At 60.3% G+C, this 25583-nt stretch carries 21 protein-coding genes and 4 tRNA genes; 10 read left to right on the forward strand and 15 right to left on the reverse strand.

From position 1 onward, the window contains the following. Positions 1-127: 127 nt before the first annotated feature. From ACLH0I_RS21750 to ACLH0I_RS21770, 5 genes are read left to right on the forward strand one after another with little or no spacing between them, the layout of a single operon-like run. Entirely contained in the window at positions 128-934 is an 807-nt protein-coding gene (locus ACLH0I_RS21750) for an alkaline phosphatase family protein (protein WP_411385354.1), read from the forward strand. A gap of 5 nt (positions 935-939) precedes the next feature. Beyond that, on the forward strand, positions 940-1776 hold the full coding sequence (locus ACLH0I_RS21755) for an ABC transporter permease (RefSeq protein WP_186710146.1): 837 nt from the start codon (positions 940-942) through the stop codon (positions 1774-1776). Further along, entirely contained in the window at positions 1763-2563 is an 801-nt protein-coding gene (locus ACLH0I_RS21760) for an ABC transporter permease (RefSeq protein WP_250964667.1), read from the forward strand. The genes ACLH0I_RS21755 and ACLH0I_RS21760 overlap by 14 nt, the downstream gene beginning before the upstream one ends. Beyond that, positions 2560-3549 (forward strand): ABC transporter ATP-binding protein, encoded by a 990-nt coding sequence (locus ACLH0I_RS21765; RefSeq protein ID WP_411385355.1) that lies wholly within the window; start codon positions 2560-2562, stop codon positions 3547-3549. The genes ACLH0I_RS21760 and ACLH0I_RS21765 overlap by 4 nt, the downstream gene beginning before the upstream one ends. 46 nt (positions 3550-3595) lie before the next feature. Next, positions 3596-4249, forward strand: coding sequence for an HAD family hydrolase (locus ACLH0I_RS21770; protein WP_186710133.1), 654 nt, complete (start codon positions 3596-3598; stop codon positions 4247-4249). 219 nt (positions 4250-4468) lie between these two features. Here ACLH0I_RS21770 and ACLH0I_RS21775 read toward each other — a convergent pair whose 3' ends face one another. From ACLH0I_RS21775 to ACLH0I_RS21785, 3 genes are all read right to left on the reverse strand, one after another. Next, positions 4469-5257 carry a DUF2182 domain-containing protein gene (locus tag ACLH0I_RS21775; RefSeq protein WP_411385356.1) on the reverse strand — a complete coding sequence of 263 codons (789 nt, stop codon included), beginning with the start codon at positions 5255-5257 and terminating at the stop codon, positions 4469-4471. A gap of 2 nt (positions 5258-5259) precedes the next feature. Beyond that, entirely contained in the window at positions 5260-5895 is a 636-nt protein-coding gene (locus ACLH0I_RS21780) for a DUF1326 domain-containing protein (RefSeq protein WP_186710137.1), read from the reverse strand. 252 nt (positions 5896-6147) lie between these two features. Next, positions 6148-7110, reverse strand: coding sequence for a zinc-binding dehydrogenase (locus ACLH0I_RS21785; protein ID WP_411385357.1), 963 nt, complete (start codon positions 7108-7110; stop codon positions 6148-6150). A 139-nt stretch (positions 7111-7249) separates the two neighbouring features. Between ACLH0I_RS21785 and ACLH0I_RS21790 the strand changes: the two genes are divergently transcribed. Both ACLH0I_RS21790 and ACLH0I_RS21795 read left to right on the forward strand, forming a co-directional pair. Further along, positions 7250-9328, forward strand: a complete 2079-nt coding sequence (locus ACLH0I_RS21790) for a carboxy terminal-processing peptidase (protein WP_411387546.1) — start codon at positions 7250-7252, stop codon at positions 9326-9328. 118 nt (positions 9329-9446) lie between these two features. Next, positions 9447-11228, forward strand: a complete 1782-nt coding sequence (locus ACLH0I_RS21795; RefSeq protein WP_411385358.1) for a bifunctional diguanylate cyclase/phosphodiesterase — start codon at positions 9447-9449, stop codon at positions 11226-11228. 223 nt (positions 11229-11451) lie between these two features. Here ACLH0I_RS21795 and ACLH0I_RS21800 read toward each other — a convergent pair whose 3' ends face one another. The 8 genes from ACLH0I_RS21800 to ACLH0I_RS21835 form a co-directional block, all read right to left on the reverse strand. Next, positions 11452-11868, reverse strand: a complete 417-nt coding sequence (locus tag ACLH0I_RS21800) for a hypothetical protein (protein WP_411385359.1) — start codon at positions 11866-11868, stop codon at positions 11452-11454. 413 nt (positions 11869-12281) lie between these two features. Further along, positions 12282-12623, reverse strand: a complete 342-nt coding sequence (locus tag ACLH0I_RS21805; protein ID WP_411385360.1) for a hypothetical protein — start codon at positions 12621-12623, stop codon at positions 12282-12284. Beyond that, entirely contained in the window at positions 12620-17410 is a 4791-nt protein-coding gene (locus tag ACLH0I_RS21810) for an RHS repeat-associated core domain-containing protein (RefSeq protein ID WP_411385361.1), read from the reverse strand. The genes ACLH0I_RS21805 and ACLH0I_RS21810 overlap by 4 nt, the downstream gene beginning before the upstream one ends. A gap of 186 nt (positions 17411-17596) precedes the next feature. Further along, positions 17597-17998 carry a sel1 repeat family protein gene (locus ACLH0I_RS21815; protein WP_411385362.1) on the reverse strand — a complete coding sequence of 134 codons (402 nt, stop codon included), beginning with the start codon at positions 17996-17998 and terminating at the stop codon, positions 17597-17599. Beyond that, entirely contained in the window at positions 17999-18370 is a 372-nt protein-coding gene (locus ACLH0I_RS21820; RefSeq protein WP_003179080.1) for a hypothetical protein, read from the reverse strand. Next, the gene (locus tag ACLH0I_RS21825; protein WP_186709869.1) at positions 18367-18708 is read right to left on the reverse strand and encodes a helix-turn-helix domain-containing protein; all 342 of its coding nucleotides are present in this window, start codon (positions 18706-18708) and stop codon (positions 18367-18369) included. Before ACLH0I_RS21825 ends, ACLH0I_RS21820 begins: the two co-directional genes overlap by 4 nt. 102 nt (positions 18709-18810) lie before the next feature. Beyond that, positions 18811-19266 (reverse strand): YkvA family protein, encoded by a 456-nt coding sequence (locus tag ACLH0I_RS21830; protein ID WP_186709871.1) that lies wholly within the window; start codon positions 19264-19266, stop codon positions 18811-18813. 293 nt (positions 19267-19559) lie between these two features. Further along, on the reverse strand, positions 19560-20273 hold the full coding sequence (locus tag ACLH0I_RS21835; protein ID WP_030142016.1) for an FKBP-type peptidyl-prolyl cis-trans isomerase: 714 nt from the start codon (positions 20271-20273) through the stop codon (positions 19560-19562). A gap of 270 nt (positions 20274-20543) precedes the next feature. Between ACLH0I_RS21835 and ACLH0I_RS21840 the strand changes: the two genes are divergently transcribed. Beyond that, positions 20544-22349 carry a di-heme-cytochrome C peroxidase gene (locus ACLH0I_RS21840; RefSeq protein WP_411385363.1) on the forward strand — a complete coding sequence of 602 codons (1806 nt, stop codon included), beginning with the start codon at positions 20544-20546 and terminating at the stop codon, positions 22347-22349. Between the two features lie 31 nt (positions 22350-22380). Next, entirely contained in the window at positions 22381-23517 is a 1137-nt protein-coding gene (locus ACLH0I_RS21845) for a catalase family protein (protein ID WP_411385364.1), read from the forward strand. Positions 23518-23896: 379 nt separating this feature from the next. On the opposite strand, the gene ACLH0I_RS21850 is transcribed toward ACLH0I_RS21845, so the two are convergent. The 4 genes from ACLH0I_RS21850 to ACLH0I_RS21865 all read right to left on the reverse strand — a co-directional run bounded on the left by ACLH0I_RS21850 (position 23897) and on the right by ACLH0I_RS21865 (position 24413). Next, positions 23897-23973: transfer RNA gene (locus tag ACLH0I_RS21850), tRNA-Asp, on the reverse strand. Between the two features lie 17 nt (positions 23974-23990). Next, positions 23991-24066 (reverse strand) — tRNA-Val (locus tag ACLH0I_RS21855). A gap of 175 nt (positions 24067-24241) precedes the next feature. After that, positions 24242-24318 (reverse strand) — tRNA-Asp (locus ACLH0I_RS21860). Positions 24319-24337: 19 nt separating this feature from the next. Continuing rightward, positions 24338-24413 (reverse strand) — tRNA-Val (locus tag ACLH0I_RS21865). A 160-nt stretch (positions 24414-24573) separates the two neighbouring features. Between ACLH0I_RS21865 and rdgC the strand changes: the two genes are divergently transcribed. Next, positions 24574-25494 (forward strand): recombination-associated protein RdgC, encoded by a 921-nt coding sequence (rdgC, locus tag ACLH0I_RS21870; RefSeq protein ID WP_014339706.1) that lies wholly within the window; start codon positions 24574-24576, stop codon positions 25492-25494. Positions 25495-25583 lie beyond the last annotated feature (89 nt).

Genomic DNA, 25583 nt, shown 5'->3' on the forward strand with positions numbered 1-25583 from the left:
GACACGGTCCCGCAGTTGAACCGTGTCGCCCTCATCGCGAGCAAGCTCGCTCCCACAGAAGCTGGTTCTCACATCAGGTTCCTGGAGGATCCGAGTTTTCTGGTATCTGCCCGGAGTCCCGGTACCCATGAAGCACAACGTCATCCTGGTGGTGCTCGACGGTCTCAACCATGAGGTCGCCCGGCATGCCATGGGGCATTTGCAGGCTTACGTCGGCGCAGGACGCGCGGCCCTCTACAAACTGGAATGTGAGTTGCCCGCCCTGTCCCGCCCGCTCTACGAATGCATCCTCACCGGCGTCGTGCCCATCGACAGCGGGATCGTGCACAACAACGTCTCGCGCCTGTCGAACCAGCGCAGCATTTTCCACTACGCCACCCAGGCCGGCCTGAGCACGGCGGCTGCGGCGTATCACTGGGTCAGCGAACTCTACAACGCGTCCCCCTTCGTCGCCGGTCGCGACCGGCACACCGACAACCCCGGCCTGCCGATCCAATACGGGCATTTCTATTGGAATGACCACTACCCCGATTCCCATCTGTTCGCCGACGCCGAACACCTGCGCCTGCGCTACTTGCCGAACTTCCTGCTGGTGCACCCGATGAATATCGACGACGCCGGCCACAAGCACGGCCTCGACACCCCGCAATACCGCAACAGCGCCCGCTCGGCCGATATCAACCTGGCGGTCTATCTGCAAGCGTGGCTCGACGCCGGTTACCAGGTGCTGGTGACCGCCGACCATGGCATGAACAACGACCGTTCCCACAACGGCCTGCTGGCTGAAGAACGGGAAGTGCCGCTGTTCGTGCTGGGTGACAGCTTCAGCCTCGATCCCGCTGCCGCGCCCAAGCAGACCGAACTGTGCGGCACGATTTGCCAATTGCTCGGCGTCGACCACGACAAACCTTATTGCCAGGAGCTACTCAAGTGAACGCCATGACGCGCGGCAAATGGCTGGCAGCGTTGTGCCTGGTGCCCTTCGCGATTTTCTTCATCGTGTTCCAGATCGCCCCGCTGCTCTGGGTGCTGGTCAACAGCCTGGAATCGGAGGAGTTCGGCTGGGGCCTGGCCAACTTCAGCAAAATCTTCAGTTCGAAGTTTTATCGGCAGGCAATCCAGCACAGCCTGGAGATCAGCTTCTGGTCCAGCGTGTTCGGCATCGTCATTGCCGTGCTCGGCAGCTATTCGCTGCGCCGGGTGGATTCGCGGCTGCGCAATTTCGTCAATGCGTTCGCCAACATGACCAGCAACTTCGCCGGCGTGCCCCTGGCCTTCGCCTTCATCATCTTGCTGGGGTTCAACGGCAGCATCACGCTCATGCTCAAGCAGGCGGGGATCATCGAGGATTTCAACCTGTATTCGAAAACCGGGCTGATCATTCTCTACACCTACTTCCAGATTCCCCTGGGCGTGCTGCTGCTCTACCCGGCCTTCGACGCCCTGCGCGAAGACTGGCGCGAGTCCGCCGAGTTGCTCGGCGCCAACGGCTGGCAGTTCTGGCGGCACATCGGCTTGCCGGTGCTGACCCCGGCGCTGCTGGGCACTTTCGTGATCCTGCTGGCCAACGCCCTCGGCGCCTACGCCACGGTCTACGCGTTGACCACCGGCAACTTCAACGTGCTGCCGATCCGCATCGCCGCCATGGTCTCCGGCGACATTTCCCTCGACCCGAACATGGCCAGTGCCCTGGCCGTGATACTGGTGGCGTTGATGACCGTGGTGACCGTCGTCCATCAGTTGCTGCTCAAGAGGAGCTACCATGTCTCGCGCTGAACCGGGCTCCGTCGGGCTCTATCATCGGATAGTGGTATACCTGCTGTTCGCCATCCTGCTGCTGCCCCTGGCCGGCACACTCGTCTACTCCATCGCAAGCAGTTGGTCGGCCACCGTGCTGCCCAGCGGCTTCACCTTCAAATGGTATGTGCAGTTGTGGAGCGACCCGCGTTTTCTCCACGCCTTCGGTCAATCGCTGCTGGTCTGCGTCGGTGCGCTGGTGCTCTCGGTGGTGTTGATCCTGCCGTTGTTGTTCGTGGTGCATTACCACTTTCCCAAGCTCGACGCGCTGATGAACATCCTCATCCTGCTGCCCTTCGCGGTGCCGCCGGTGGTGTCGTCGGTGGGGCTGTTACAACTCTACGGCTCCGGGCCGCTGGCGATGGTCGGTACGCCGTGGATCCTGATCGGTTGCTACTTCACCGTCGCCCTGCCCTTCATGTACCGGGCGATTACCAACAACCTGCAAGCGATCAACCTGCGCGACTTGATGGACGCCGCCCAACTGCTCGGCGCCAGTACCTTCCAGGCCGCGTTCCTGGTGGTGCTGCCGAACCTGCGCAAGGGCCTGATGGTGGCGCTGCTACTGTCCTTTTCGTTCCTGTTCGGCGAGTTCGTGTTTGCCAACATTCTCGTCGGCACCCGCTATGAAACCCTGCAGGTCTACCTGAACAACATGCGCAACAGCAGCGGTCACTTCACCAGTGCCTTGGTGATCTCCTACTTCTTCTTCGTACTGGTCCTGACCTGGGCGGCCAACATCTTGAGCAAGGACAAAAGCCAATGAGCTACGTCAGCGTCCAACACCTGCAAAAAAGCTACGCCGGCACGCCGGTGTTCAGCGACATCAACTGCGAGATCGGCAAGGGCGAATTCGTCACCCTCCTCGGCCCTTCCGGTTGTGGCAAATCCACGCTGTTGCGCTGCATCGCCGGCCTGACTGCGGTGGATGCCGGCCAGATCATCCTCGACGGACAAGACATCGTCCCGCTGAGCCCGCAGAAACGCGGCATCGGCATGGTTTTCCAGAGCTACGCCTTGTTTCCCAACATGACCGTTGAGCAGAACGTCGCCTTCGGCCTGCGCATGCAGAAGGTCGATGCTGGCGACAGCCGCCAGCGCGTACTGGAGATCCTGCGCCTGGTGGAGCTGCATGAGTTTGCCGGCCGCTATCCCCATCAACTCTCCGGCGGCCAATGCCAGCGCGTCGCACTGGCCCGCTCCCTGGTCACACGGCCGCGCCTGTTGCTGCTGGACGAGCCGCTGTCGGCCCTGGATGCGCGGATTCGCAAGCACTTGCGCGAACAGATCCGACAGATCCAGCGTGAGTTGGGCCTGACCACGATCTTCGTCACACACGATCAGGAAGAAGCCCTGACCATGTCTGACCGGATTTTCCTGATGAACCAGGGAAAGATCGTACAAAGCGGCGATGCCGAAACCCTTTACACGGCGCCAGTCGATGTCTTTGCCGCCGGCTTCATCGGCAACTACAACCTGCTGGACGCCGACAGCGCGAGCAAACTGCTGCAGCGGCCGGTGAGCGGTCGCATTGCCATCCGCCCGGAAGCCATCGAGCTGAGCCGTAGCGGCGAGGCCGACGCGCTGATCCGCAGCCACAGCCTGTTGGGCAACGTCATCCGCTACCGGGTCGAGGCCCGCGGCGTGGAATTGGTGGTGGATGTGCTCAATCGTTCGGCCGCCGACCTGCATGCTGACGGCACACGGCTGGCACTTTCCATCGATCCGTCGGCCCTGTGTGAGGTAGCCTGACGGCCTTGTTGATTTTGAAGCTGATCTTAAGAAGGAAAACCTGCTGATGGCCCTGGCAATTTTTGATTTGGACGAAACCCTGATCCACGGCGACTGCGCCACCCTCTGGAGTGAGCAAATGGGCCGCCTGGGCTGGGTCGATCCCGAGTCGTTCATGCGGCGCAACAACGAGCTGATGGACGCCTACAGCCACGGCAAGTTGAGCATGGAAACGTACATGGACTTCAGCCTGGAGCCGATGATCGGCCGTACGCCCGAGGAAATCGAGCATCTGGTGGCGCCCTGGGTGGAAGATTTCATCGAACCGATCATCTTCAGCGACGCCACCAAGGCCATCGCCGAACACCGCAAGGCGGGTGACCGGATCCTGGTGATTTCCGCCTCGGGCACACACCTGGTCAAGCCGATTGCCGAACGCCTGGGCATCGACGAAATCCTGGCCATCGAACTGGAAGTGGCCCATGGGGTGTACAGCGGCCAGACCGTCGGCACCCTGACCTACCGCGAAGGCAAGATCGCCCGGCTGCTGGACTGGCTGGATGCCGAGGAAGAGAACCTGGAAGGCGCGAGTTTTTATTCCGACTCGCGCAATGACTTGCCGCTGTTGCTCAAGGTCGATCACCCGCACGTGGTGAACCCCGACCCGGTATTGAAGGCCCATGCCGAATCGGCCGGCTGGCCGATTCATACCTGGAAATAAATACCGGACGGGAACAAAACTCCGGTCCCTGTGGCGAGGGAGCTTGCTCCCGCTCGGCTGCGAAGCAGTCGTAAACCGGCTGACGCGGTCTACCCGGATACTTGCGTCGTCCCGATTGGGGCGGCTGCGCCACCCAGCGGGAGCAAGCTCCCTCGCCACGGGGGCGATCCATGCCTGCGAATACAAGACCTGTGGGAGCGAGCTTGCTCGCCCACAGGTTCAACCTAGCAGCAGCCAAAAACTCCAGCCGAGCAACAACACACCGCAGAGACGACTGAGCCAGAGTCCCTGGGGCAGGTTTTTTTCCAGCAAGATGAAGGCACCGATCACTGCCACCCAAAGCAGGTTCATCACACCGACCACGAACAGCAGGCCCATCAGGGCCCAGCAGCAGCCCAGGCAGTAAGCGCCATGGGCCAGGCCCATGCGCCAGCCGCCGAGCACGTCGGGGCGCCAGTAGGCGAGAAGAAAATGCAGCGGCCCGCGACAATGCTCAAGGCAGGCCGCCTTGCTTGGCAGCCACTGATAGACCCCAGCGACCAGCAACAGGCCGGCGCCCAGCGCGGTACTGGTGGTGCGCATCCCCGGGCTGAGCAAGGCGAGCTGCTCGAGCGCCCATTGCAGCGCCGTGGCGCCGAGGGCGAAGCCGGCCCAGACCACGCCATAGGCACTGCAGAACAGCAGCAGGGCCAGGTGTCGCTGCGGTGTCGGCATGCGCTTGCGCAGCATCTGCTGGTAGATCAGCAACATGGGCAGCGCGCTGGGCAGCATCATGCCGATCATCATCACCGTCCACATGGCGAACATCAGCAGCGCATCGGCCGGGCTCCAAGGCATGATCATGCCGGCCATTGCCGCATCCGCCATGCCGCCCGGCGCACTCAGGTCGTGGGCCATGCGCAGCAGTGTCAGCCAGGCCAGGGTGGTCAGCCCGAGCAGACAGAGCAGCAGGAGCCACTGCTCGCCTGTCAGCCGCTTGCTCGGGGTCGCCGCCTGAGGTTCTGCCATCGCTACGGCTCTATGCCGTGGCCAGTGAAGTGCACGTGGGCGAGGTGGCTATGACTGCCCTGGGACTGCAGCTTGAGGGCTGAATGCGTCTGGTAGCTGCCGCTGGCGACTTCGGCCTCATGGAACTCGAAGCCCTCGGGCAGGGACAGGCGGACGCGATGCGGTGAGCCGTCGATCGGGCTGCGGATCGGCTCGCCGCTGGCCTGCAACACGCCTGGAATGTCCAGGTGCGCCAAGCGCTGGTCGACATCGATGGATAGGGTGATGGGCACGAACAGCGGATCGAACGCTTCAGTCATGGTGCTGCTGAACACCTGGAACACGTTGGCCCCAGGGTCGCTCTCCAGCCCGGAAAGGATCGTCAACAGGGCCTGGCGTTGCGCCTCGTCGGCACGTTCATCGATGAACACCTGACAACTGCCGTTGCCCTCGTGGATGGCGCCCGGCCAAGCGAAGGTGGCGGCCCAGCACAAGCCGTCCAGCGCCACCTGATTGAAATACCCGTGTTCCACTCGCATCGACGCCACCGCCTGGCAGTGGCCGTGGGTCGGTGGCGCATTGAATTGGCAGGGGCAGCCCCAATTGCAGTTGCAGGCAATGAATTCGACGCCCTGCATGCGCCATTCGGCGATGGCCATGATCAACCTCTTCACCTGCTGGTGAAATGAAAGCTGCGGTTACCCCATCCCCATTAGTTAACGCTAGCAGGACGCGCGCATCGGATACGGGCGGCCGACCGAAGGTGCAAAGTAGGCACCCGACCTACAGCCGGCCCTGCAAATAAACAAACCTGTGGGAGCGAGCTTGCTCGCGATGGCGGTCGATCATTCAACAACGTCATTGACTGTCACACCGCTATCGCGAGCAAGCTCGCTCCCACAGGATCTGTATCAGCTCAGGCTTTCATCGATCAGCAGCACCAACTTCCCGGACACCTGGTTGGTCGCCAGCTCGGCAAACGCCGCTTCAGCATCCTTGATCGCGAAGGTCCGGGCCAGTTGCGGGCTCAGGCGTTTGTCGGCAAACAGCGGCCACACTTGTTGCCCCAGTTCGCTGATCAGGTCGGCCTTGAACTGCTCGTCGCGACTGCGCAAGGTCGAGCCGAGCAGTTGGATACGCTTGCCCAATACCTGTGCCAGATCGAGTTCGGTCGTGCGCCCGCCCATCAGGCCGATCAACACCCAGCGGCCGTCAACTGACAAAAGTTTCACGTTGAGTTTGGCGTAGCTGCCGCCCACCGGATCGAGGATCACGTCGAAGGGGCCAAGGTCGTTCAGACTCTCCAGGTCATCGGTGCGGATTACACCGCCTTGGGCGCCCAGGGCCTCGCAATAGGCGAGCCGTTCGGCCGAACCGACACTGACCCAGCAGGGGTTGCCAAAGGCCTTGCACAACTGGATCGCGGCCGAACCGACACCGCTGGCGCCGGCGTGCAGCAGCACTTTCTCGCCCGGTTTGAGCGCCGCCAACTGGAACAGATTCAGCCACGCGGTGCTGTAGACCTCAGGCAGCGCGGCCGCTTCAGCCAATGACAAGCCCTCCGGCACTGGCAACACATGCCGGCCATCGACCACCACTTCCTCGGCCATCCCGCCGCCGGCCAGCAACGCGCAAACGCGGTCGCCCACCTGCCAGGACGAGCCCGGCCCCACCTCGCTGATCACCCCCGAACATTCCAGCCCCAACACTTGGCTGGCGCCGGGTGGCGGCGGGTAAAGCCCGGCTTTTTGCAACAAATCGGCCCGATTCAGGCCGGCGGCCGCCACACGGATGCGAACTTGCCCGACATCACATGCCGGACTTGGCTCATCAGCCCATACCACTTGGCCTTCAACGCCTTGCAATGCTTTCACGGTGCCTCCATAGTGAGTCTCGACTGGGCCCGCTGCTTCAACGCCGGGCTTTCTTGCATTATGCGCCCGGGCCACATGGAACCGGCGACTTCAAAGACGGCCTAATATGCGTTATCAATTGTCCCTGCGTCGAATCAGCATGAAGCACCTGTTCCCCAGCACCGCCCTCGCGCTCGTCATTGGCCTCGGCCTGTTACCGTTGTCGAACGATACGTTCGCGGCCAACAGCTGGGACAAGCTTCAGCCCGATCGCGACGAAGTGATTGCCAGCCTTAACGTCGTCGAATTGCTCAAGCGCCATCACTACAGCAAGCCACCGCTCGATGACGCGCGCTCGGTCATCATCTACGACAGCTACTTGAAGCTGCTCGATCCATCGCGCAGTTACTTCCTGGCCAGTGACATCGCCGAATTCGACAAGTGGAAAACCCAGTTCGACGACTTCCTCAAGAGCGGCGACCTGAACGCCGGGTTCACCATCTACAAGCGTTACCTGGACCGCGTGAAGGCGCGCCTGGACTACACCCTGGCCGAACTGAACAAAGGCGTCGACAAAATCGACTTCAATGCCAAGGAAACCTTGCAAGTCGACCGCAAGGACGCCCCTTGGCTCAAAAGCACAGCCGAACTCGATGACCTGTGGCGCAAGCGCGTCAAGGACGAAGTGCTGCGCATGAAGATCGCCGGCAAGGACTCCAAGCAGATCCAGGAAACCCTGACCAAGCGCTACAAAAACCAGTTGGCGCGCCTGGACCAGACCCGCGCCGAGGATATTTTCCAGGCGTACATCAATACCTTCGCCATGTCCTACGACCCACACACCAATTACCTGTCGCCGGATAACGCGGAAAACTTCGACATCAACATGAGCCTGTCCCTGGAAGGCATCGGTGCGGTGCTGCAGAGCGACAACGACCAGGTGAAAATCGTGCGCCTTGTCCCGGCAGGCCCGGCGGACAAGACCAAGCAGGTCAGCCCGGCGGACAAGATCATCGGCGTCGCCCAGGGCAACAAGGAAATGGTCGATGTGGTCGGCTGGCGCCTGGAGGAAGTGGTCAAGCTGATCCGCGGCCCGAAAGGCTCGGTGGTGCGCCTGGAGGTCATTCCGTCCAGCAATGCGCCGAACGACCAGACCAGCAAGATCGTGTCCATCACCCGTGAAGCGGTGAATCTGGATGACCAGGCAGCGAAGAAATCGGTCCTCAACCTCAAGCAGGATGGCAAGGACTACAAGATCGGCATCATCGAGATCCCGACCTTCTACCTGAACTTCAAGGCCTTCCGCGCCGGGGATCCGAACTACAAGAGCACCACCCGCGACGTCAAGAAACTGCTGACCGAACTGCAAAAGGAAAAAGTCGACGGCGTGGTCATCGACTTGCGCAACAACGGCGGCGGCTCCCTGCAGGAAGCCACCGAACTGACCAGCCTGTTCATCGACAAGGGCCCGACCGTGCTCGTGCGCAACGCCGATGGCCGAGTGGATGTGCTGGAAGACGAAAATCCGGGCGCGCTCTACAAGGGGCCGATGGCCTTGCTGGTCAACCGCCTGTCGGCGTCGGCCTCGGAGATTTTCGCCGGCGCCATGCAGGACTATCACCGTGCGTTGATCATCGGTGGCCAGACCTTCGGCAAAGGCACCGTGCAGACCATCCAGCCGCTCAACCACGGCGAACTGAAGCTGACCCTGGCGAAGTTCTACCGAGTGTCCGGCCAGAGCACCCAGCACCAAGGCGTGCTGCCTGACATCGATTACCCGTCGATCATCGACACCAAGGAAATCGGTGAAAGCGCCCTGCCCGAAGCCATGCCATGGGACACCATCCGGCCGGCGATCAAACCGGCCGTGGACCCGTTCAAGCCGTACCTGGCCCAACTCAAGTCCGACCATGATGCGCGCTCATCCCAGGACGCGGAATTCGTGTTCATCCGCGACAAGCTGGCCCTGGCGCAGAAGTTGATGATGGAAAAAACCGTCACCCTCAACGAAGCCGACCGTCGCGCGCAGCATGCCGACATCGAGGCCAAGCAACTGGCCATGGAAAACCTGCGTCGCAAGGCCAAGGGCGAAGAACCGCTCAAAGAGCTGAAGAAAGAGGACGAAGACCTGATCACCGAGCCGGAGAAGACCAAGCCGGAAGACGACGCCTACCTGAGCGAGACCGGGCGGATCCTGCTGGATTACCTGAAACTCAACACGGCGATCGCTAAGCACTAAGATGATGGCCATTTAATGGTGATGCTCGTCGGAGTGTCATCAAACTGACATCAGTCTGTCGTGAAATACAGGACTGGGTGCCCCGCACCCGGTCCTTTTTTTATCGCCAGAGATTGCCATGACCACGACAGAACAGCTGGGTGCCTTGAGTTCGATCCTGGCTCAAAGCGGTTTGCACAGCCTGTTCCAACCGATCATCTGCCTTTCCGAACGGCGCATCGTGGGCTATGAAGCCTTGACCCGCGGCCCTTCCAACAGCCCGCTGCACTCCCCTATCGCATTGCTTTCGGTAGCGCGCCAAGCCGGACGCCTTAGCGAGCTGGAACTGGCCTGCCGCCGCAGCGCCTGCCAACGCTTCAATGAGCAAAAGCTGCCGGGCAAGCTGTTTCTCAACGTTTCGCCCGAATCCCTGCTGGAATCCGCGCACCAGACAGGACGCACACTGCAATTGCTGCAAGACTTCGGCATCGCCCCCAGCCAGGTGGTGATCGAACTGACCGAACAGACCCCCATCGATGACTTCCAGCTTCTGCAAACCGCCCTGCATCATTACCGGGCAATGGGTTTCTCGATTGCCTTGGACGACCTCGGTGCCGGTTATTCGAGCCTGCGGCTGTGGTCCGAATTGCGACCCGACTATGTGAAGATCGACCGGCACTTCATCGACGGCATTCATCAAGACGCCCTCAAGCGCGAGTTCGTCGGCTCGATCCTGAAAATCGCCCGGGCTTCCCGCGCCCAGGTGATTGCCGAGGGCATCGAACTGCCGGAAGAACTGGCGGTGCTGATCGAAATGGGCGTCGACCTGGTCCAGGGCTATCTGCTGGCCCGGCCCCAGGAACAACCGTCCCGCGATGCCAGGGCGCTGATGCCCCGGCAGGACAGCGGCGTGGTGGCAATGAATGATGAGGTCAACGACCTCGGTGCGCTGCTCAACGAACAGCCGGCGGTGGCTCACGACACGCCGACAGCCTCCGTGCTGGAAGCGTTCCGGCGCCAGGCCAATCTCAACTCCCTGGCGGTGCTGGACAATCAGAATCAGCCCTGTGGCATCGTCCATCGCCATTCACTCTCGGACGCCTTGCTCAAGCCCTTTGCCACCGACCTGTTCGCCCGCAAGCCCATCAGTCGGCTGATGAGCGATGACTTCCTGGCGGTGGAGTTGAACCAGTCGCTGCAACAAGTCAGCCGCCTGATCACCAGCCGCGCCCGGCAACGCATCGAAGAAGATTTCATCATCACCCTCAACGGCGGCTACCTGGGCCTGGGCCGGGTGATCGACGTGCTCAAACTCATCACCGAACTGAAAATCCAACAGGCCCGCTACGCCAACCCCCTGACCCTGCTGCCGGGCAACGTGCCGATCCAGCAATGCCTCACGCGCCTGTTGCAACAACGGCAGGAATCGGTGATCTGCTACGTCGACATCGACAGCTTCAAACCCTTCAACGACATCTACGGCTACGGTCGCGGCGACGAAGTCCTGCTGTGCCTGGCCCAATGCCTGAACGAACGCATCGACCCCAGCCGCGACTTCGTCGGCCACATCGGCGGCGACGACTTCCTGCTGGTCCTCGGCCCGGACGACTGGCGCAAGCGTCTGGACCAGCTGCTCAGCGACTTCCAGACCCACTGCCGCCGCTTCTACCGCCCCGAGCATTTGGAGGCGGGATGCTTTACGGCGTTGAATCGGCAGGGGATTAGGCAGGAGTTCGCGTTGTTGTCATTGTCGATTGGCGTGGTGCACTTGCGTGCCGAGGCTTGTGGGGAATTGGATGCCAGCCAGTTGGCGGAATTGGCTTCGCAGGCCAAGCACCATGCCAAGGAGATTTTGGGAGGGAGTGTGTATTTGGTGGAGGGTTTGGCTGAGCGGGAGGTTGTGGTGGAGTTGTCGGTGTGACTATCTGCCGCCCCCGTGGCGAGGGAGCTTGCTCCCGCTGGGCTTTGTAGGAGCTGGCGAAGCCTGCGATCTTTTGATCTTGCTCTTTCGCTTGAGATTCAACTGTCAGGGAAAAGATCGCAGCCTCGCTTCGCTCGGCAGCTCCTACAGGCCCAGTAGGAGAAGGCTCCCTCGGCACGAAAAACGGTGCGGTGGAGGGTGATTAAAATTCGCCTTATCTGAACTACCAGGTCGCTGGATCTTCTTGGCTAGCCTTATCAAGCTCCTCGCTCCACTCTTCTGCTAGATACTTATAGATATCCTCAAAGAAAACTCTGCAATCCTCCATTTCATCCCATCCCGGCGGAAGGGCTGAATGTGAAACCACTTCGTGTTCGAACACCTCACCAAAATCATACTCCGGATCGTCGAGTGCAATTGCGAGCACACAAAAAAATAAAAATTTGTGACGATAGCTTAGATTTCTAAAACGATGAACCACGTACTTATAAATCAGCTTTTTTCGATCTTCGGCACATTCGAGATCATACTGCGATAATTCCTCACCCAGAGTCTCTTCGCAATCATATATTTCGAAGCCGCCGAGAAAATGTCCGATCTGAGGATCATAGGGACGATCAAGAAACGGATGCATCAACATCAAAACCTCCTACGGGATAAGCGGTGACCGGACGTAGCGTTTCGTAATCGAATCTGACTTCGAATACATTAATTTCGCTTTGAAATATTGGATTTTCCCTGTCATGTACGTTTGGTATGTATCCTTGCCCAACCTTTGGCAAATACATACGCACGACTGGATTCCCTCTTTTGTCTTCGCCAGTAAAACGAGGGAGACCTCTTGCTTCACGGGTCAGTGCTTCATTTATGGCTTGATGCTGTATTCGAAAACTATTGAATTTGGTACTACAGTTAGCGTACCACTGCCTCGGCTTGGGGGATTTTACGTTTTCGGCACGGCTTTCTGTTGAACTTCCATTAGGTGTATACGAGCCGTATCTTCTGGACTTTCTCAAATGCAATTTCTCTATGAGTTCAGGATTCTGGAGCATTCTATGACTGATAGCGCTTGAGGCAGCTCAGCAATACTTCCATAAAGTGTCGCTGATCGTGAATTTCTTGATCAAAATATGTATCCATATCTTCAAACAAATCATCAAAGCTGTCGCCAACCTCCAGATAATAGCTGATTGCTTCAATATATTTATGCTGCGCACCGGGCGGATAACGCAAAAACTCCGGCTTAAGCAAAATATCAAACAACTCAGAGAGTTCAGAATCGATATTTATGTTTTTTGAAACTATCACTTCCTCCCGTTTCTCGTCGCGAACATTCTCAATATTAAATACAAACAACAACCCGATCAACGGCATCATGCTTGGTTTGGGTTTCATTTTTTTGGCCCTGTATAAGCTGTTATTGGATCACCATTTTCATTCAATATAACTATCGCATGGTTGTATGTATTGTATTGCAAACCGTCTCGCTTATATCCCTCTCCAATCGTTCGCCCAAAATCTATCGGCTTAGTACTTTCAAACAAATCATTGCGCTTGAAAACGAGTTTCGCCCTATATATAGCGTTCAATTGATCTCTATGACTTACGAAGCGTGTCGCCGCTGAAGGAATTTTTGGCTGACCTTCCCTACGGCCCCTGGTATGAATCTCAATCTCCCCGGTCCCAGGGTTTCGCCCTGTCGTAACGCGTTCCAGCTGAGCATCCGCCGTAGTCTGAGCACCATGTTTCTGTAAAAAATGCGCTCCCTCAATCGATCGCTCCATCTCATCCAAGCGCCGGTAGGCATTCGCCTCCCCCAACTCATCAATTCGCGCCCGCCGCTGCTCCGCCGTCATCGGCAGCGCCGGCGCACCCTCATCCACCCCAAGCTTGGCCGTCGGGTCTTGCTTACCGACGGCGGGCTTTCTACATCCGTCGCCCGGGCAACCTTCCAACCCCAACGGATCCACCCACCCCGTCGGGTTCAGGGTGTACCGGTACCCATTGAGCCCACCCACCAACTTGCTCGGATCAGGCGTCAAATAGCGGCCAGTCTCGGGATTGTAGTAGCGGTGGCGGTTGTAGTGCAGGCCGCTTTCGGGGTCGAAGTATTGGCCTTGGAAGCGCAGCGGTTGCTCAAGCTGTTCACCGTCACCGTGCGTGAGTGCGGTGACTTTGCCGTAGCCGTTGTAGCGCGCCGACCAGACGATCTGGCCGGCGGGGTTAGTCAGTTCCTGGGGCGTGCCCAGGTGGTCGAGGTGGTAGTAGAACGGCGCGGCTTTTTCCGGGCCTTCACCGTCGAGCATCGCCAGTGGACGGAAGGTGCCGGGTTCATAGACGTAGCTGCGGTGGTGGCGCGGGCTGTTTTCGGCGACGAGCTGGTCGCCCTGCCAGAAAAATTCCGTGGTCAGGCCGTCCACGGTCTTGCTGATGCGTCGGCCGAAGGCGTCGTAGCGGTAGGAGGTTTCGCAGCCGTCGGCCGTGGTGATGCCGACCAGGCGGTGTTGGCTGTCGTAGCGATAAGCGCTGACCAGGGCCTCGCCGCGGCGTTCGCGGATCAGGTTGCCGAAGGCGTCGTAGTCGTAGTGGCGGTCGCCCTCCTTCAGCAGGCGGTTGCCCTTGAGGGTGGTCGGGCCGGGGCGGTCCTGCATCAGCAGGTTGCCGGCCGGGTCGTGGCTGAAGTGTTCCGGCGGTTCGCTGTGGGAAAAGTCGATGCGGGTCAGGCGATCTAGAGAATCGTACTGGTAGCTGCGGCGGCTTCGGTGGTCGGAAAGGGTTTGCAGGTTGCCCTTGGGGCTGTAGGTATAGTCGCGCCAGAGCAGTTGCTGCTGTGGGTTCTGCCACACGGTCTGGGCCTTGAGGCGGCCCTGTTCGTCGTACCTGTAGTCACTGAGCAACTGGCCTTGCTGGCGCTGTCGTTCGCGGCTGCCGTCAAAGCGGTGTTCGGTCAGGCGCGCGCCGTTGAGGTCGATGGCGGTCAGTACACCGCCTGGGGCGTGGTGGTAGTCGAGTTGGCTGTCGTCCGGCAGGCGCAGGTGGTTGAGGCGCCCGCAGGCATCGTAGCGATAACGCAGGGTGCCCCAGCCCTGGTGCTCAGTGATCAGCCGATCCTGGGCGTCGTATTCGAAGGCCAGCGGATGGTCGCTGCCATCATCGACGTAGACCAGCCGGCCCAGTTCGTCGTAGCGGTATTCGATGGCCTGGCCGTCGGGCAAGGTCTTGAGTTGCAGCCGTCCGGCCGCGTCGCGCTGGTAGCGGGTGACCCATTGCGAACCGTCCTCGCCGTGTTCAATTTTTTCCAGCAGGTGACCGTTGAGGTCGTAGGCGTAGGCAGTGCGTTGGCCGTCGAAGCCGACTTGCTGTCGGATCAAGCCGTTGGGCGTGTAGTCCAGCTGATATTGTTCGCCGGATTCGTTCTCGATCTCGGTCAGCAACAGCCGCGCCGAGTCGTAGCGATACTTCAGCTCGCTGCCGTCGGGGTTCAGGCGACGACTGACCAGGTGCAGGTCATCGGCGTATTCGTAGCGGGTGGTCCGGCCCTGCTCGTCGCGTTCGGCGATGACCTTGCCGTAGGCGTTGTAGCTCCAGGCCCGGATGGCGCCGGTGGGCAGGGTCACTTGCAGCAGTCGGCCGACGGCGTCCCATTGGTAGTGCGTGAGGGCGCCGTGTTCGTCCCGGCGGCTGAGCAAACGTCCCAGGGCATCGTAGGAAAAACACCGGCGATTGCCGTCGGGCAGGACTTCTTCAGTCAGTTGGCCCAGGCGACTCCAGGTGAAGCGATGTTCGCCGCCGTCCGGGTCGTACCTTGCCAGCAGTTGCCCATGGGCGTCGTAGGCATATTCCGTACGCTGGCCGTCCGGGTCGATGCTGGCGATCACATCACCGTGGTCATTGCGCCGGTAAGTCCACACTGCCTTGCCACGGGAACGGGTGTGCAGGAAACCGTTGCGGTATTCGTAGGAGGTTGGTGCCTCGTCCGGTGGAATCAACGCCAGCAGCCGTCCGACGTCGTCGTAGCGGTATTCGCGGACCGCCCCCAGCGGGTCCTGTTCGGCGATCAGCCGGCCCTGCTCGTCATAGGCCTTGAGGTGTTCGCCGCCGTCGGGCTCGACCTTGCGCACCAGCCGCGCCCGGTCGTCGTGGACATACACCTCCTGGCTGCCATCCAGGTGCCGGACCGTGACACTGCCGTCCTCGCCCCAGGTGTAGCGGCTGTCCATCTGCGCAAACGAGGCCCAATGCCGTACGCAACGGGACGCCGGCCCGACGCCTTGCCACTCCCAATAAAAACTCGCCCCGCCGGCCAATTGCCGCTGGAGGATGACGTGCTGGTCGTCGTAGTCGTAGCGTTCGCTTTCTCCGGCGGCATTGGTCGCTTCGATCAGTCGGAAACGTCCGTCGTAGCGGTAGGACACCAGCGTCTGCTCGGTCCGCCAGGCCTCGTCGAGGGTGATGGCCGGGTGGAAGCTCTGGTAGTCGACGGCGATCAGGTGGCGCTGTTCGTAGCGCAGGCGCAGGGAACGCCCGGCGCCGTTGTCCAAACGGCAGATGTCGCCGTGGATGTTGCGCTGGAGGGTCAGGCGGTTGTCGTAGCGGTCGCTGAGGGCGATCAGGTGGCCGTCGCGAAAATGCAGGAACGGGGCGTTTTCCCCAGGCTGTGCGACGATCAGTTCGTCCGGCTCGGTTCCCAGGTAGATTGCTGCGCGGGCCAGGCTGTTGTGGATTGCCGGGCGCTGGGTGGTGGGCAATGGAAAGAGCGTGCGGCGGTTTTCCTGGTCGACCCAGGTGACCTGTTCGCCGTCGAGTTCCAGGCGATGGGCCAGGGCATGGCGCCAGCCGCGTCCGAGGCCGACGTCCAGGTCGGCGGCGCTGGTGCGGTACAAACGGGTAAAAACGAACGGCAAACGGCCGTCGAGGGTGCCATCGTCGAGGGTCAGCAGCTCTTCACCGGTGACCATCGACACCGGGCAGCCGCTGGTCTGGGTCTGGGCGGCGGTGTCGGCGCTGTCGCCGTTGGGGTTTTTCGATTGGGCGGGGGCGTCGTCGTGATGTTCGTGTTTTTTCAGCGTGGTATGGCGCTGCGCATCCCAGCGCAGTTGCATCCGACCTTTTTTTATTCCCGCCGCGATGCCGCGTGCCGCCACGGTTTTGTAGCGGTCCACGTAGGTCATGAAGCCGTTGACCATCGCGAAGATCGCACGGATGAAACGTTGCAGGGCACCCAGCAGGTGCACACCTACATTCCCCAGGCGCATCGACAGATAAGCGATACCGGCCCCCGCCCCGGTGAAGGTCAGGACGACACCGATCAACAGATCGATCAACAACTGCACCGTCACCCTCGACAAGGCTTCGGCCGTGTCACCAGCAATCTCACTGGGCGGCAGCATGTCCAGCCAGAGACTGGCGGTGCGCACCAACAGGCACAGTGCCGCTTCGTCGCTGGTCAGCAGCTGCAGCCTGGCCATCACTTGCGGCGTGTCCTGAGCCAGCTTTTTCAACTGATCAGCGCTTTCGCCCAACCGATCAACAAACTGACCGGGATCCTTGAGGATGTCCGAGAGCAAGCTGATGCTGTCCCACACACTTTCAATCGCTGCCCAACTGCCAGCGAGCAACCCGTTCCCCACCGCAGCCGCCGACGTCGCCAAGGACTGCTGCGCCCATCGCGGCTTGAAACCTTGCCACTCGCCGCGTAGCCAGTCCGTCAGATCACCGGCCAAGCCATCGTAGGAAGAAAACAAGTTCTCTATTTGCTTGGCAGACACCTCGCCCTGAACGTGAACCCGATAGGACTGGCCCGCCTCCCCTGTGAAGGTCCCCAGGCCCTGGGCGTCCAGAGTGACCGGCGTAACCTCGCCGCCCTCCACCGCCACCACATCCACCACGATGTCGCCCAAGGGGATGTCGTACACCGACTCGAACTTGCTCTCGATCGTCATCACGCCGCCCTGGGGGCACTGGACGACCGTGGAGAGAAAATCATCGTCACGGGTGCCGACGGCAGTGGTGCTGTCGCCGAAGCGGATCAGCCGTTCCATGCCCATCAGCGAGGGCAAGTCGGCCGCGTGGCTGGCCCGGTCCGCCGCCCGGCTGTACCAGCGCTCAAGCTGCTCGCGGTAGACCGACAAGGTGTCTTTGAAGCTGTCGAGTTCCTGCTCGATACGGCTAACCTGCTCCATCAGGACAGGGCTCGCTCAAGGGCCGGCAGGAAAAAACGGTCGAACATGGGCAATGTCTCGCAGCACTCAAGGAGCGCGAGACTGTGCCGGGGATGGCGGAGGAATTAAGTCAGGGGAACGGGACAAAGGATGTAGGGCGATTCGCTAAATTCGCCCGACTGCACCACGAATAGCCTGTGGATAACGCTAAGGGTCGCGGGCTTCGAGGGCCTTGAGCTTGATCTCGGCCAACGGATGCCCGGCTTTCGCCGCCAAGGTCCACCAGCGTGCCGCTTCGAGCGGGTCCGGCGCCTTGTTGGTGGTACCGGCCAGGCTGATCACGCCGACTTGGTAGGCGGCCTTGCCATCACCGGCCAGTGCCGCCAGGCGCAGCAGGCGAACCCCTTCTTCACGGGCGCCCAGCCCTTGGCCGCGAAAGGTGAGGATGTGCCCGTAGAAACTTTGCGCACCGACATCGCCCAGGTTGGCCATGCGCGAGAACTGGCCCTCGAGCCAGGCCCAGCCACGCGCCTGGCGAACGAACCACGACCAGTGAAACAACCGACGCGCCAGCCAATAACCGAGCCGCGCCTTGAGTCGCCAGAGCACTCAGGCCTCCGCCGACTCGGGGTATTCGTATTCAAACACCCGGACCACTTCCGAAGCGTGCCAGGAAGCGGCGGCCACCCCATCGGAAGGCCCGGAAAAGCGGCCCAGGCGTTCTACGCACTCGAAGAACCCCGTACGCGGCAACCGGCTCGCGCCCTGGCTGATCACCAGGGAACTGCGCAGCGGCTGTTCTGCCCGGGCGTCCAGCGCCGCCAGATGCTCAAGGGCCGCGGTCAAGGTCTGCATGGCCGGGCTGGGGAGTTGCAAGCGCTCCAGCAAGGCGCGGTAAGTCAATAAATGGCGCTGGCGCCGCGCCTGGTCCAATTCACCCAACAACCCATCCCAATGCTGCCGACTGATACGTACGCTCACGATTCTTCCCTCCAACCCGGCACCGTCAACTCCCAGGCCAGACTGCGCCGAATCGCGGCATCGGGCTGTCGCTCGCCGCTCTCGATCAAGGCCAGATAAGACGGGCTGATACCTACCGTGCGAGCCAACGCCTCAATGGCGATGCCCTTTCCTTCGCGCAAACTGCGTAACTGATCCAGGCCAGGGAGAACCTGGTCGGGTGCCGCCGCGTGCCGGACTGTCGCTTCGCGCGGCGGAGCTTGATTGACACCTGCTGCTTTCAACAACGCTTGGTACTGATCCCACGGCAAAACCGCGTACTCGGGCTCTCCGTCACGTGTGATTATTTGAATATCCATGTCTACCCCGTAGGACAACAACACTTAGCGAGTCAGCCTTTTTCCTTGGAAGTGTAATCCTAAATGCCGGCTAAGGTCGCGGGGTGATGCATTCTCAGGGGATCAGGGCTTTTTCTGACCTTGGAGCTGGAGTTGTTCCGGAGTGTCGGGAAGCCTTTCGACTTTGGCCAGCGTCTCGGGTGACTGTCGATAACGCCAGGCGCGGAATGCCTCGAGCTCAACGTCGAGGGTTTTCATGATCCAGGCCAGCACCGCGATGTCATCGAACATGCCAAACATGGGCAAGAGGTCTGGAATGGCGTCCAAGGGGCTGAGGAAGTACATGAGCCCCGCCACTATCGACAGCATCGACTTGGCGCTGACCGCGCGGTATTCGCCGCGCCAGTAGGCCAGGCACAAGGCCTGCAACAGGCGCAGGTCCTCCTTGAGCTTGCCCAGCCGCCCACCCTCTCGGGCACCTTTGCTGGCGACGGCGAAGAGCAATGTCGGCAATCGACCGCGGGCCAACAGGCGGCCTGCCAAGGGCAGAAATCGCGCAAAATTCCACGGGGCCTTCATTTTTTCTCCCACTGAAATGTTATCCACACAAATTGTGGATAACCTTGTGAACAGAGCTGCATTTCACCGCTGAAGCCCCCGTTCCATAAGGGCCCGGCTTAGATCGGGCGTTTTTTACTCACATAAAAAAACCCAATATTTCATTGACTTGACCAGCCGACTGCGTCTAGCACAGCGCCTGTAATGCCTATGACTATAGCGTGCGCCGGGCGTTCGTTTTTTTGCCATCTTGCCGCCGCCCAGATGCAACAACGCCCCGCATAAGCGAGGCGTTGTCGTTATAACAGACGCGGTTACTTGGCTGCGTCTTCTTTTGCCGGATCCTTGATCGCCAGCAGCTCCAGGTCGAACACCAGGACCGAGTTGGCCGGGATGGCCGGGCTCGGGCTCTGGGCGCCGTAGGCCAGGTCGCTCGGGATGTACAGCTTGTACTTCTCGCCGACGTGCATCAGTTGCAGGCCTTCGACCCAACCTGGGATCACGCCGCTGACCGGCAGGTCAATCGGGCTGCCACGCTCGACGGAGCTGTCGAACACGGTGCCATTGGTCAGCTTGCCGGTGTAGTGAACGGTCACTACGTCGGTCGGCTTAGGCTGCGCGCCATCGGCTTTCTTGACCACTTCGTACTGCAGGCCGGAAGCGGTGGTGGTGACACCGGCTTTCTTGCCATTTTCTTCGAGGAATTTCTTGCCGGCGGCTGCCGACTCTTCGCTCATCTTGGCCATGCGCTCTTCGGCACGCTTTTGCAGCGCGGCAAAGGCTTCGACCAGTTCTTCGTCTTTCAGCTTCTGTTCTTTCTTGCCGACGGCATCTTCGATGCCCTGGGCAACCGCTTTGGAGTCCAGGTCATCCATACCTTCCTGAGCCAGGCTTTTGCCCATGTTCAGGCCGATACCGTAGGAAGCTTTCTGCGCCGGGGTTTTCAGCTCTACGCTGGTCTGCGAGTCGCAACCCGCGAGTACCAGGCCAACCAGGGCTACCGCCGCCGCCAACCGATGCTGTTTCATGCTATTTCCTTGTTCATGCGCCTAAAGGGCAATCGAGTAAAGCCGCGAGCTTATCAGGCGGCCACGACCAATGGCTACCGGCATGTGAGCCGCAAAGTGATGATAAGTTCAGGTCCGCAAACGCTTTTTAATCCCAGGCAAATGAAGCATCTGTCATCCGTTACGCACAGGGACACCTCGCCGCTCCCCCACAGGCCGGGGCTACTGGCCACTTGCCCGCCGCGCAGCGCTGAGGCATAAGGGCATATCAAAAAAAACAAGGACGTTACCGTGCGCCTCCTCTCTCGCATTCTCTTGCTGCTCCTCGCGCTGCTGATCGTCGTCGTGGCCGTGGTGCTTTATTACGTCGCCAATCCCCGGCTGCCGTTCTATGAGCCCATCCAACAGGTGCATTACCTGGATCAATGGAGCGCCGCCGAACGCCAGACCTATTACTTCACGCCCCAGGGCACCCAGGTCAAAGGCCTGCGCTACGACTGGTTCACGGCCCTCGAACTGCCGTTTTCGCAACAACGCTTCGCATCGCCGGAGTACTTGGCGCGCTTTGGCTTCCTGATCGATCCGGCCCAGAAAGCCACGCCTGAGAATCCCGGCAATCTGCCGGTGGGTTTCACCCGGCACCAGAACGCCGGCAGCGCCGACCAATTCCTCGATATCACCTGCGCTGCGTGCCACACCGGCGAATTGCGCTTCAAGGGCCAGGCGATACGAATCGACGGCGGCTCGGCACAGCACGTGCTGCCTTCCAGCGTTCCTACGCTACGCGGTGGCAGTTTCGGACAGGCATTAGTCGCCAGTCTGGCATCTACGTACTACAACCCTTGGAAATTCGAACGCTTCGCCCGCCAAGTCCTGGGCAAGGACTACGACGCCCGCCACGAGGACCTGCGCAAGGCGTTCAAGGACTCCCTGGATACTTTCCTGCGGGTGGCCTGGAACGATACCCATCGCGGCCTCTACCCCACCGAAGAAGGCCCTGGCCGTACCGACGCCTTCGGCCGTATCGCCAACGCCAGCTTCGGCGACGCCATCTCGGCGGAAAACTACCGGGTCGCCAACGCGCCGGTGGACTACCCACAGTTGTGGGAAATGTGGACCTTCGACTGGGTGCAGTGGAACGGATCGGCCCAGCAACCGATGGCCCGAAACGTCGGTGAAGCGCTGGGAGTCGGCGCCACACTGAATTTTTTCGACGCCCAGGGCAAACCGCTGCAGGGCGACGCGCGATACCCCTCCAGCGTGCGCGTGCGGGACTTGAACAAGATCGAAGAGACCCTGCAACTGCTCAAGGCGCCCGTGTGGCCGGAAGCGTTGCTGGGCGCGGTCGATAAACCGCTGGCCGCCAAGGGCCGGGCCCTGTTCGTCGAAAACTGCGCCGGCTGCCATGTGCCCAAAGTGGTCCAGGGGCCCGACAGGCCGGTACAGCAGTTGCACATGCTGCCGGTGAAAGTGATCGGCACCGACCCGGGCACTGCCAATAATATTGCTGATCACCGTTACGACCTGACCAGCCTGCAATGGGACCCGGCTGAACTGGCGAAGCTGGAAGTGCAACTGCACCCGACCCCGACGGAGCCGCTGGACCTGAGCCAACTCTCGGTCGCCAAAGGCTTGGCCTACGTCACTGCCTTCGTCGAAAACCGCGCTTACCGTGACGCCGGGGTCACCCCCGCCGAACGCCCGGCCCTGGACGGTTTCGGCCTGCCCATCGGCGTACGTGAATTGCGCGCCTACAAGGCCCGGCCGTTGGCGGGTGTCTGGGCCACGCCACCGTTCCTGCACAACGGCTCGGTGCCGACGATCTACCAACTGTTGTCCCCCCAGGCTGAGCGGGCGACCACCTTCTATAAAGGCAACTTCGAATACGACCCACGCCATTTGGGCTATCGCACCGAAGCCTTCACTAACGGCTTTAACTTCGATACCCGGATTACCGGCAATCACAACAGCGGCCATGAATTCCGCGCGGGCGAACGCGGCAACGGCGTCATTGGCCGCCTGCTGCAACCGCAGGAACGCTGGGCCTTGCTGGAGTATTTAAAAGTGCTGGGCGGGCCACTGGAGTCGCAACTGTAATGATGAACCCCACCGGTAAAAGGATGTTGGCATGTTGATCACGCTCTGGCTGCGCCTCGGCGCCTTTTTGGGCAAGACGCTCCTATGGCTGCTGGGCATCGGGTTGCTCGGCTGGGCACTGTCCTCGGCCTGGTTTGCCTGGCAACACAGGGGGCCTGTCCCGGACAAGGAACAGGTGGCACCCGGCGAAGCCGCCATGACCCAGGACATCATCCAGACTGCGATCCGCATCGTCGATCAGCACCGCGAAGGCACACGCTATCTGCGGGATGCCCATGCCAAGGCGCACGGTTGCGTCATGGCCGAGGTCCAGGTGCAGAGCGACCTGCCTAGCCCGTTGCGCCAGGGGGTGTTCGCCGAACCGGGCAAGACCTGGCAGGCCACAATCCGCCTGTCCAACGGCAACGCTTATCCGCAATTCGACAGCCTGCGCGATGCCCGGGGGATGGCGATCAAGCTGCTGAACGTGCCCGGTAAGCAATTGCTGGCGGACCGGCAATCATTCGGCGAGCAGGATTTCGTGATGTTCAATCATCCGAACTTCTTTGTCAGCGATGTCGCCGAGTACCGTCAGAATGTGGCCGCTCAGGCTGACGGGAAGAAGGCGATGGCTTTTTTTCCGAGCCTGGACCCGCGCACTTGGCAGATTCGGCATCTGTTCATCGCTTTGGCGACCCTCTCGCCGGCTCCGGCCAGTCCGACCCAGACCACTTATTTCTCGGTATCGCCTTATAAGTTTGGCGAGGCCAACGCCAAGTTTCGCGTCGCGCCGGATCCGGACAGCTGTCCAAGCTATACCCTGCCACCGCAGAATCAGGATTTGCCGAATTTCTTGCGCAGCGCGCTGAACCAGCAGTTATCCACAGACCGGATGCCGGCGTGTTTTGTCTTGCAGGTCCAGCGTCAGGATCCGAGCAAGTACATGCCGATCGAAGACACCAGTATTGAATGGCAGGAAAGTGATGCGCCGTTCGAAACCGTGGCGCGCATTAAGGTGCCGGCTCAGGATTTTGATACGCCCAAGTTGAATCTGGCTTGTGATAATCAGTCGTTCAATCCTTGGTTTGGGATTGAGGCGCATCGGCCGATCGGGGGGATTAATCGGTTGCGTAAGGCGGTGTATGAGGCGGTCAGCGATTATCGGCATCGGCGGAATGCTGAGCAGTAGACGGGGGGGGTTGGGTGTATATCCGTTCCGCTATCGCGAGCAGGCTCGCTCCCACAATGGGTCTGCGATGAACCCAAGACTCATGGACGCCCGAGATCACCTGTGGGAGCGAGCTTGCTCGCGATGAGGCCAGACCATCCAGCACCTTCATCGACTATGAAACCGTGGTGGGCTTGAGCGCTTTGGTTACTTTCGACTGGGCCGGCTTCCGGGCTCTTCAAAGTGACCCGCCGCCAGGGCGGAACCCTAAGTCGCCGTTACTGCAGCAACAGAAACACACACAAAAAAAGAGAACAAAAAAAACGACGCTCTCCCCTCGTAAAGGAAAAGCGTCGTTTCTAGTAGCCACCTGGCGTTCAGCATTCCAGGTAACCGAATATGGCGCAGCGGACGGGACTCGAACCCGCGACCCCCGGCGTGACAGGCCGGTATTCTAACCGACTGAACTACCGCTGCGCGTAACATTGAAAGTTTGGTGGGTGATGACGGGATCGAACCGCCGACATTCTGCTTGTAAGGCAGACGCTCTCCCAGCTGAGCTAATCACCCTTCACTTTCGATGCGGGGCGCATTCTCTCACAGTTTTTTGTAACGTGCTGATTTAATTAGCAAATTTAGCAAAAAACATGAGCAACACACACCGCGGGAACTGCAAACAGCAAAAAGCCCGCGTGAGCGGGCTTTCCGTGGTGACCTGGCGTTCAGTGTTCCAGGTTACCGAATATGGCGCAGCGGACGGGACTCGAACCCGCGACCCCCGGCGTGACAGGCCGGTATTCTAACCGACTGAACTACCGCTGCGCGTAACACGTTGAGCGAATGGTGGGTGATGACGGGATCGAACCGCCGACATTCTGCTTGTAAGGCAGACGCTCTCCCAGCTGAGCTAATCACCCTTCGCTTTCGGTGTGGCGCGCATTCTACGGAGCACTCTTTAAGCTGGCAAGCACTTTTTAAATTAATTTTTTCAGGCCTTCCAAAGGCTTAGCGAAGGGTTGGCCTATGGCGCCGCGAAGAGAATAATGCCCCCCTTTGTATAAAGGAGAGACTCACCCCATGTGGTTCAAAAACCTGCTTATCTATCGCCTGACCCAAGATCTGCCTTTTGATGCCGAGGCGTTGGAAACTGCACTGGCCAGCAAACTGGCGCGTCCATGTGCAAGCCAGGAGTTGACCACTTACGGTTTCGTCGCGCCGTTTGGCAAAGGCGAAGACGCGCCGCTGGTACACGTCAGCCAGGACTTCCTGCTGATCGCCGCGCGCAAGGAAGAACGCATCTTGCCGGGCAGCGTCGTGCGCGATGCCCTGAAGGAAAAGGTCGAAGAGATCGAAGCCGAGCAAATGCGCAAGGTCTATAAAAAGGAACGGGACCAGCTCAAGGATGAAATCATCCAGGCGTTCCTGCCCCGTGCGTTCATCCGTCGCTCGTCCACCTTTGCCGCAATCGCGCCGAAACAGGGCCTGATCCTGGTGAACTCGGCCAGCCCGAAACGCGCCGAAGACCTGCTGTCGACCCTGCGCGAAGTCATCGGCTCGCTGCCGGTACGCCCGCTGACGGTCAAGATGGCCCCGACCGCAACCATGACCGACTGGGTCAAAACCCAAAAGGCCGCGGACGACTTCTTCGTTCTGGATGAATGCGAACTGCGCGACACCCATGAAGACGGCGGCATCGTGCGTTGCAAGCGCCAGGATCTGACCAGCGACGAAATCCAGCTGCACCTGAACACCGGCAAGGTGGTGACGCAATTGTCGCTGGCCTGGCAGGACAAGTTGTCCTTCGTGCTCGACGACAAGATGGTGGTCAAGCGCCTGAAGTTCGAAGACCTGTTGCAGGACCAGGCAGAGCAGGACGGCGGCGACGAAGCGCTCGGCCAACTGGACGCCAGCTTCACGCTGATGATGCTGACGTTCGGCGAGTTCTTGCCGGCGCTGGTGGAAGCGTTGGGTGGTGAAGAGATTCCCCAGGGGATCTAAAAAAGCAACGGGTTACCCTTGTGGGAGCGAGCTTGCTCGCGATAGCGGTATGACAGCCACCAAGATGTTGACTGACACTCCGCTATCGC

The sequence above is a fragment of the Pseudomonas sp. MPB03 genome (assembly GCF_046605385.1).
Classification (GTDB): Bacteria; Pseudomonadota; Gammaproteobacteria; order Pseudomonadales; family Pseudomonadaceae; genus Aquipseudomonas; species Aquipseudomonas zanjanensis.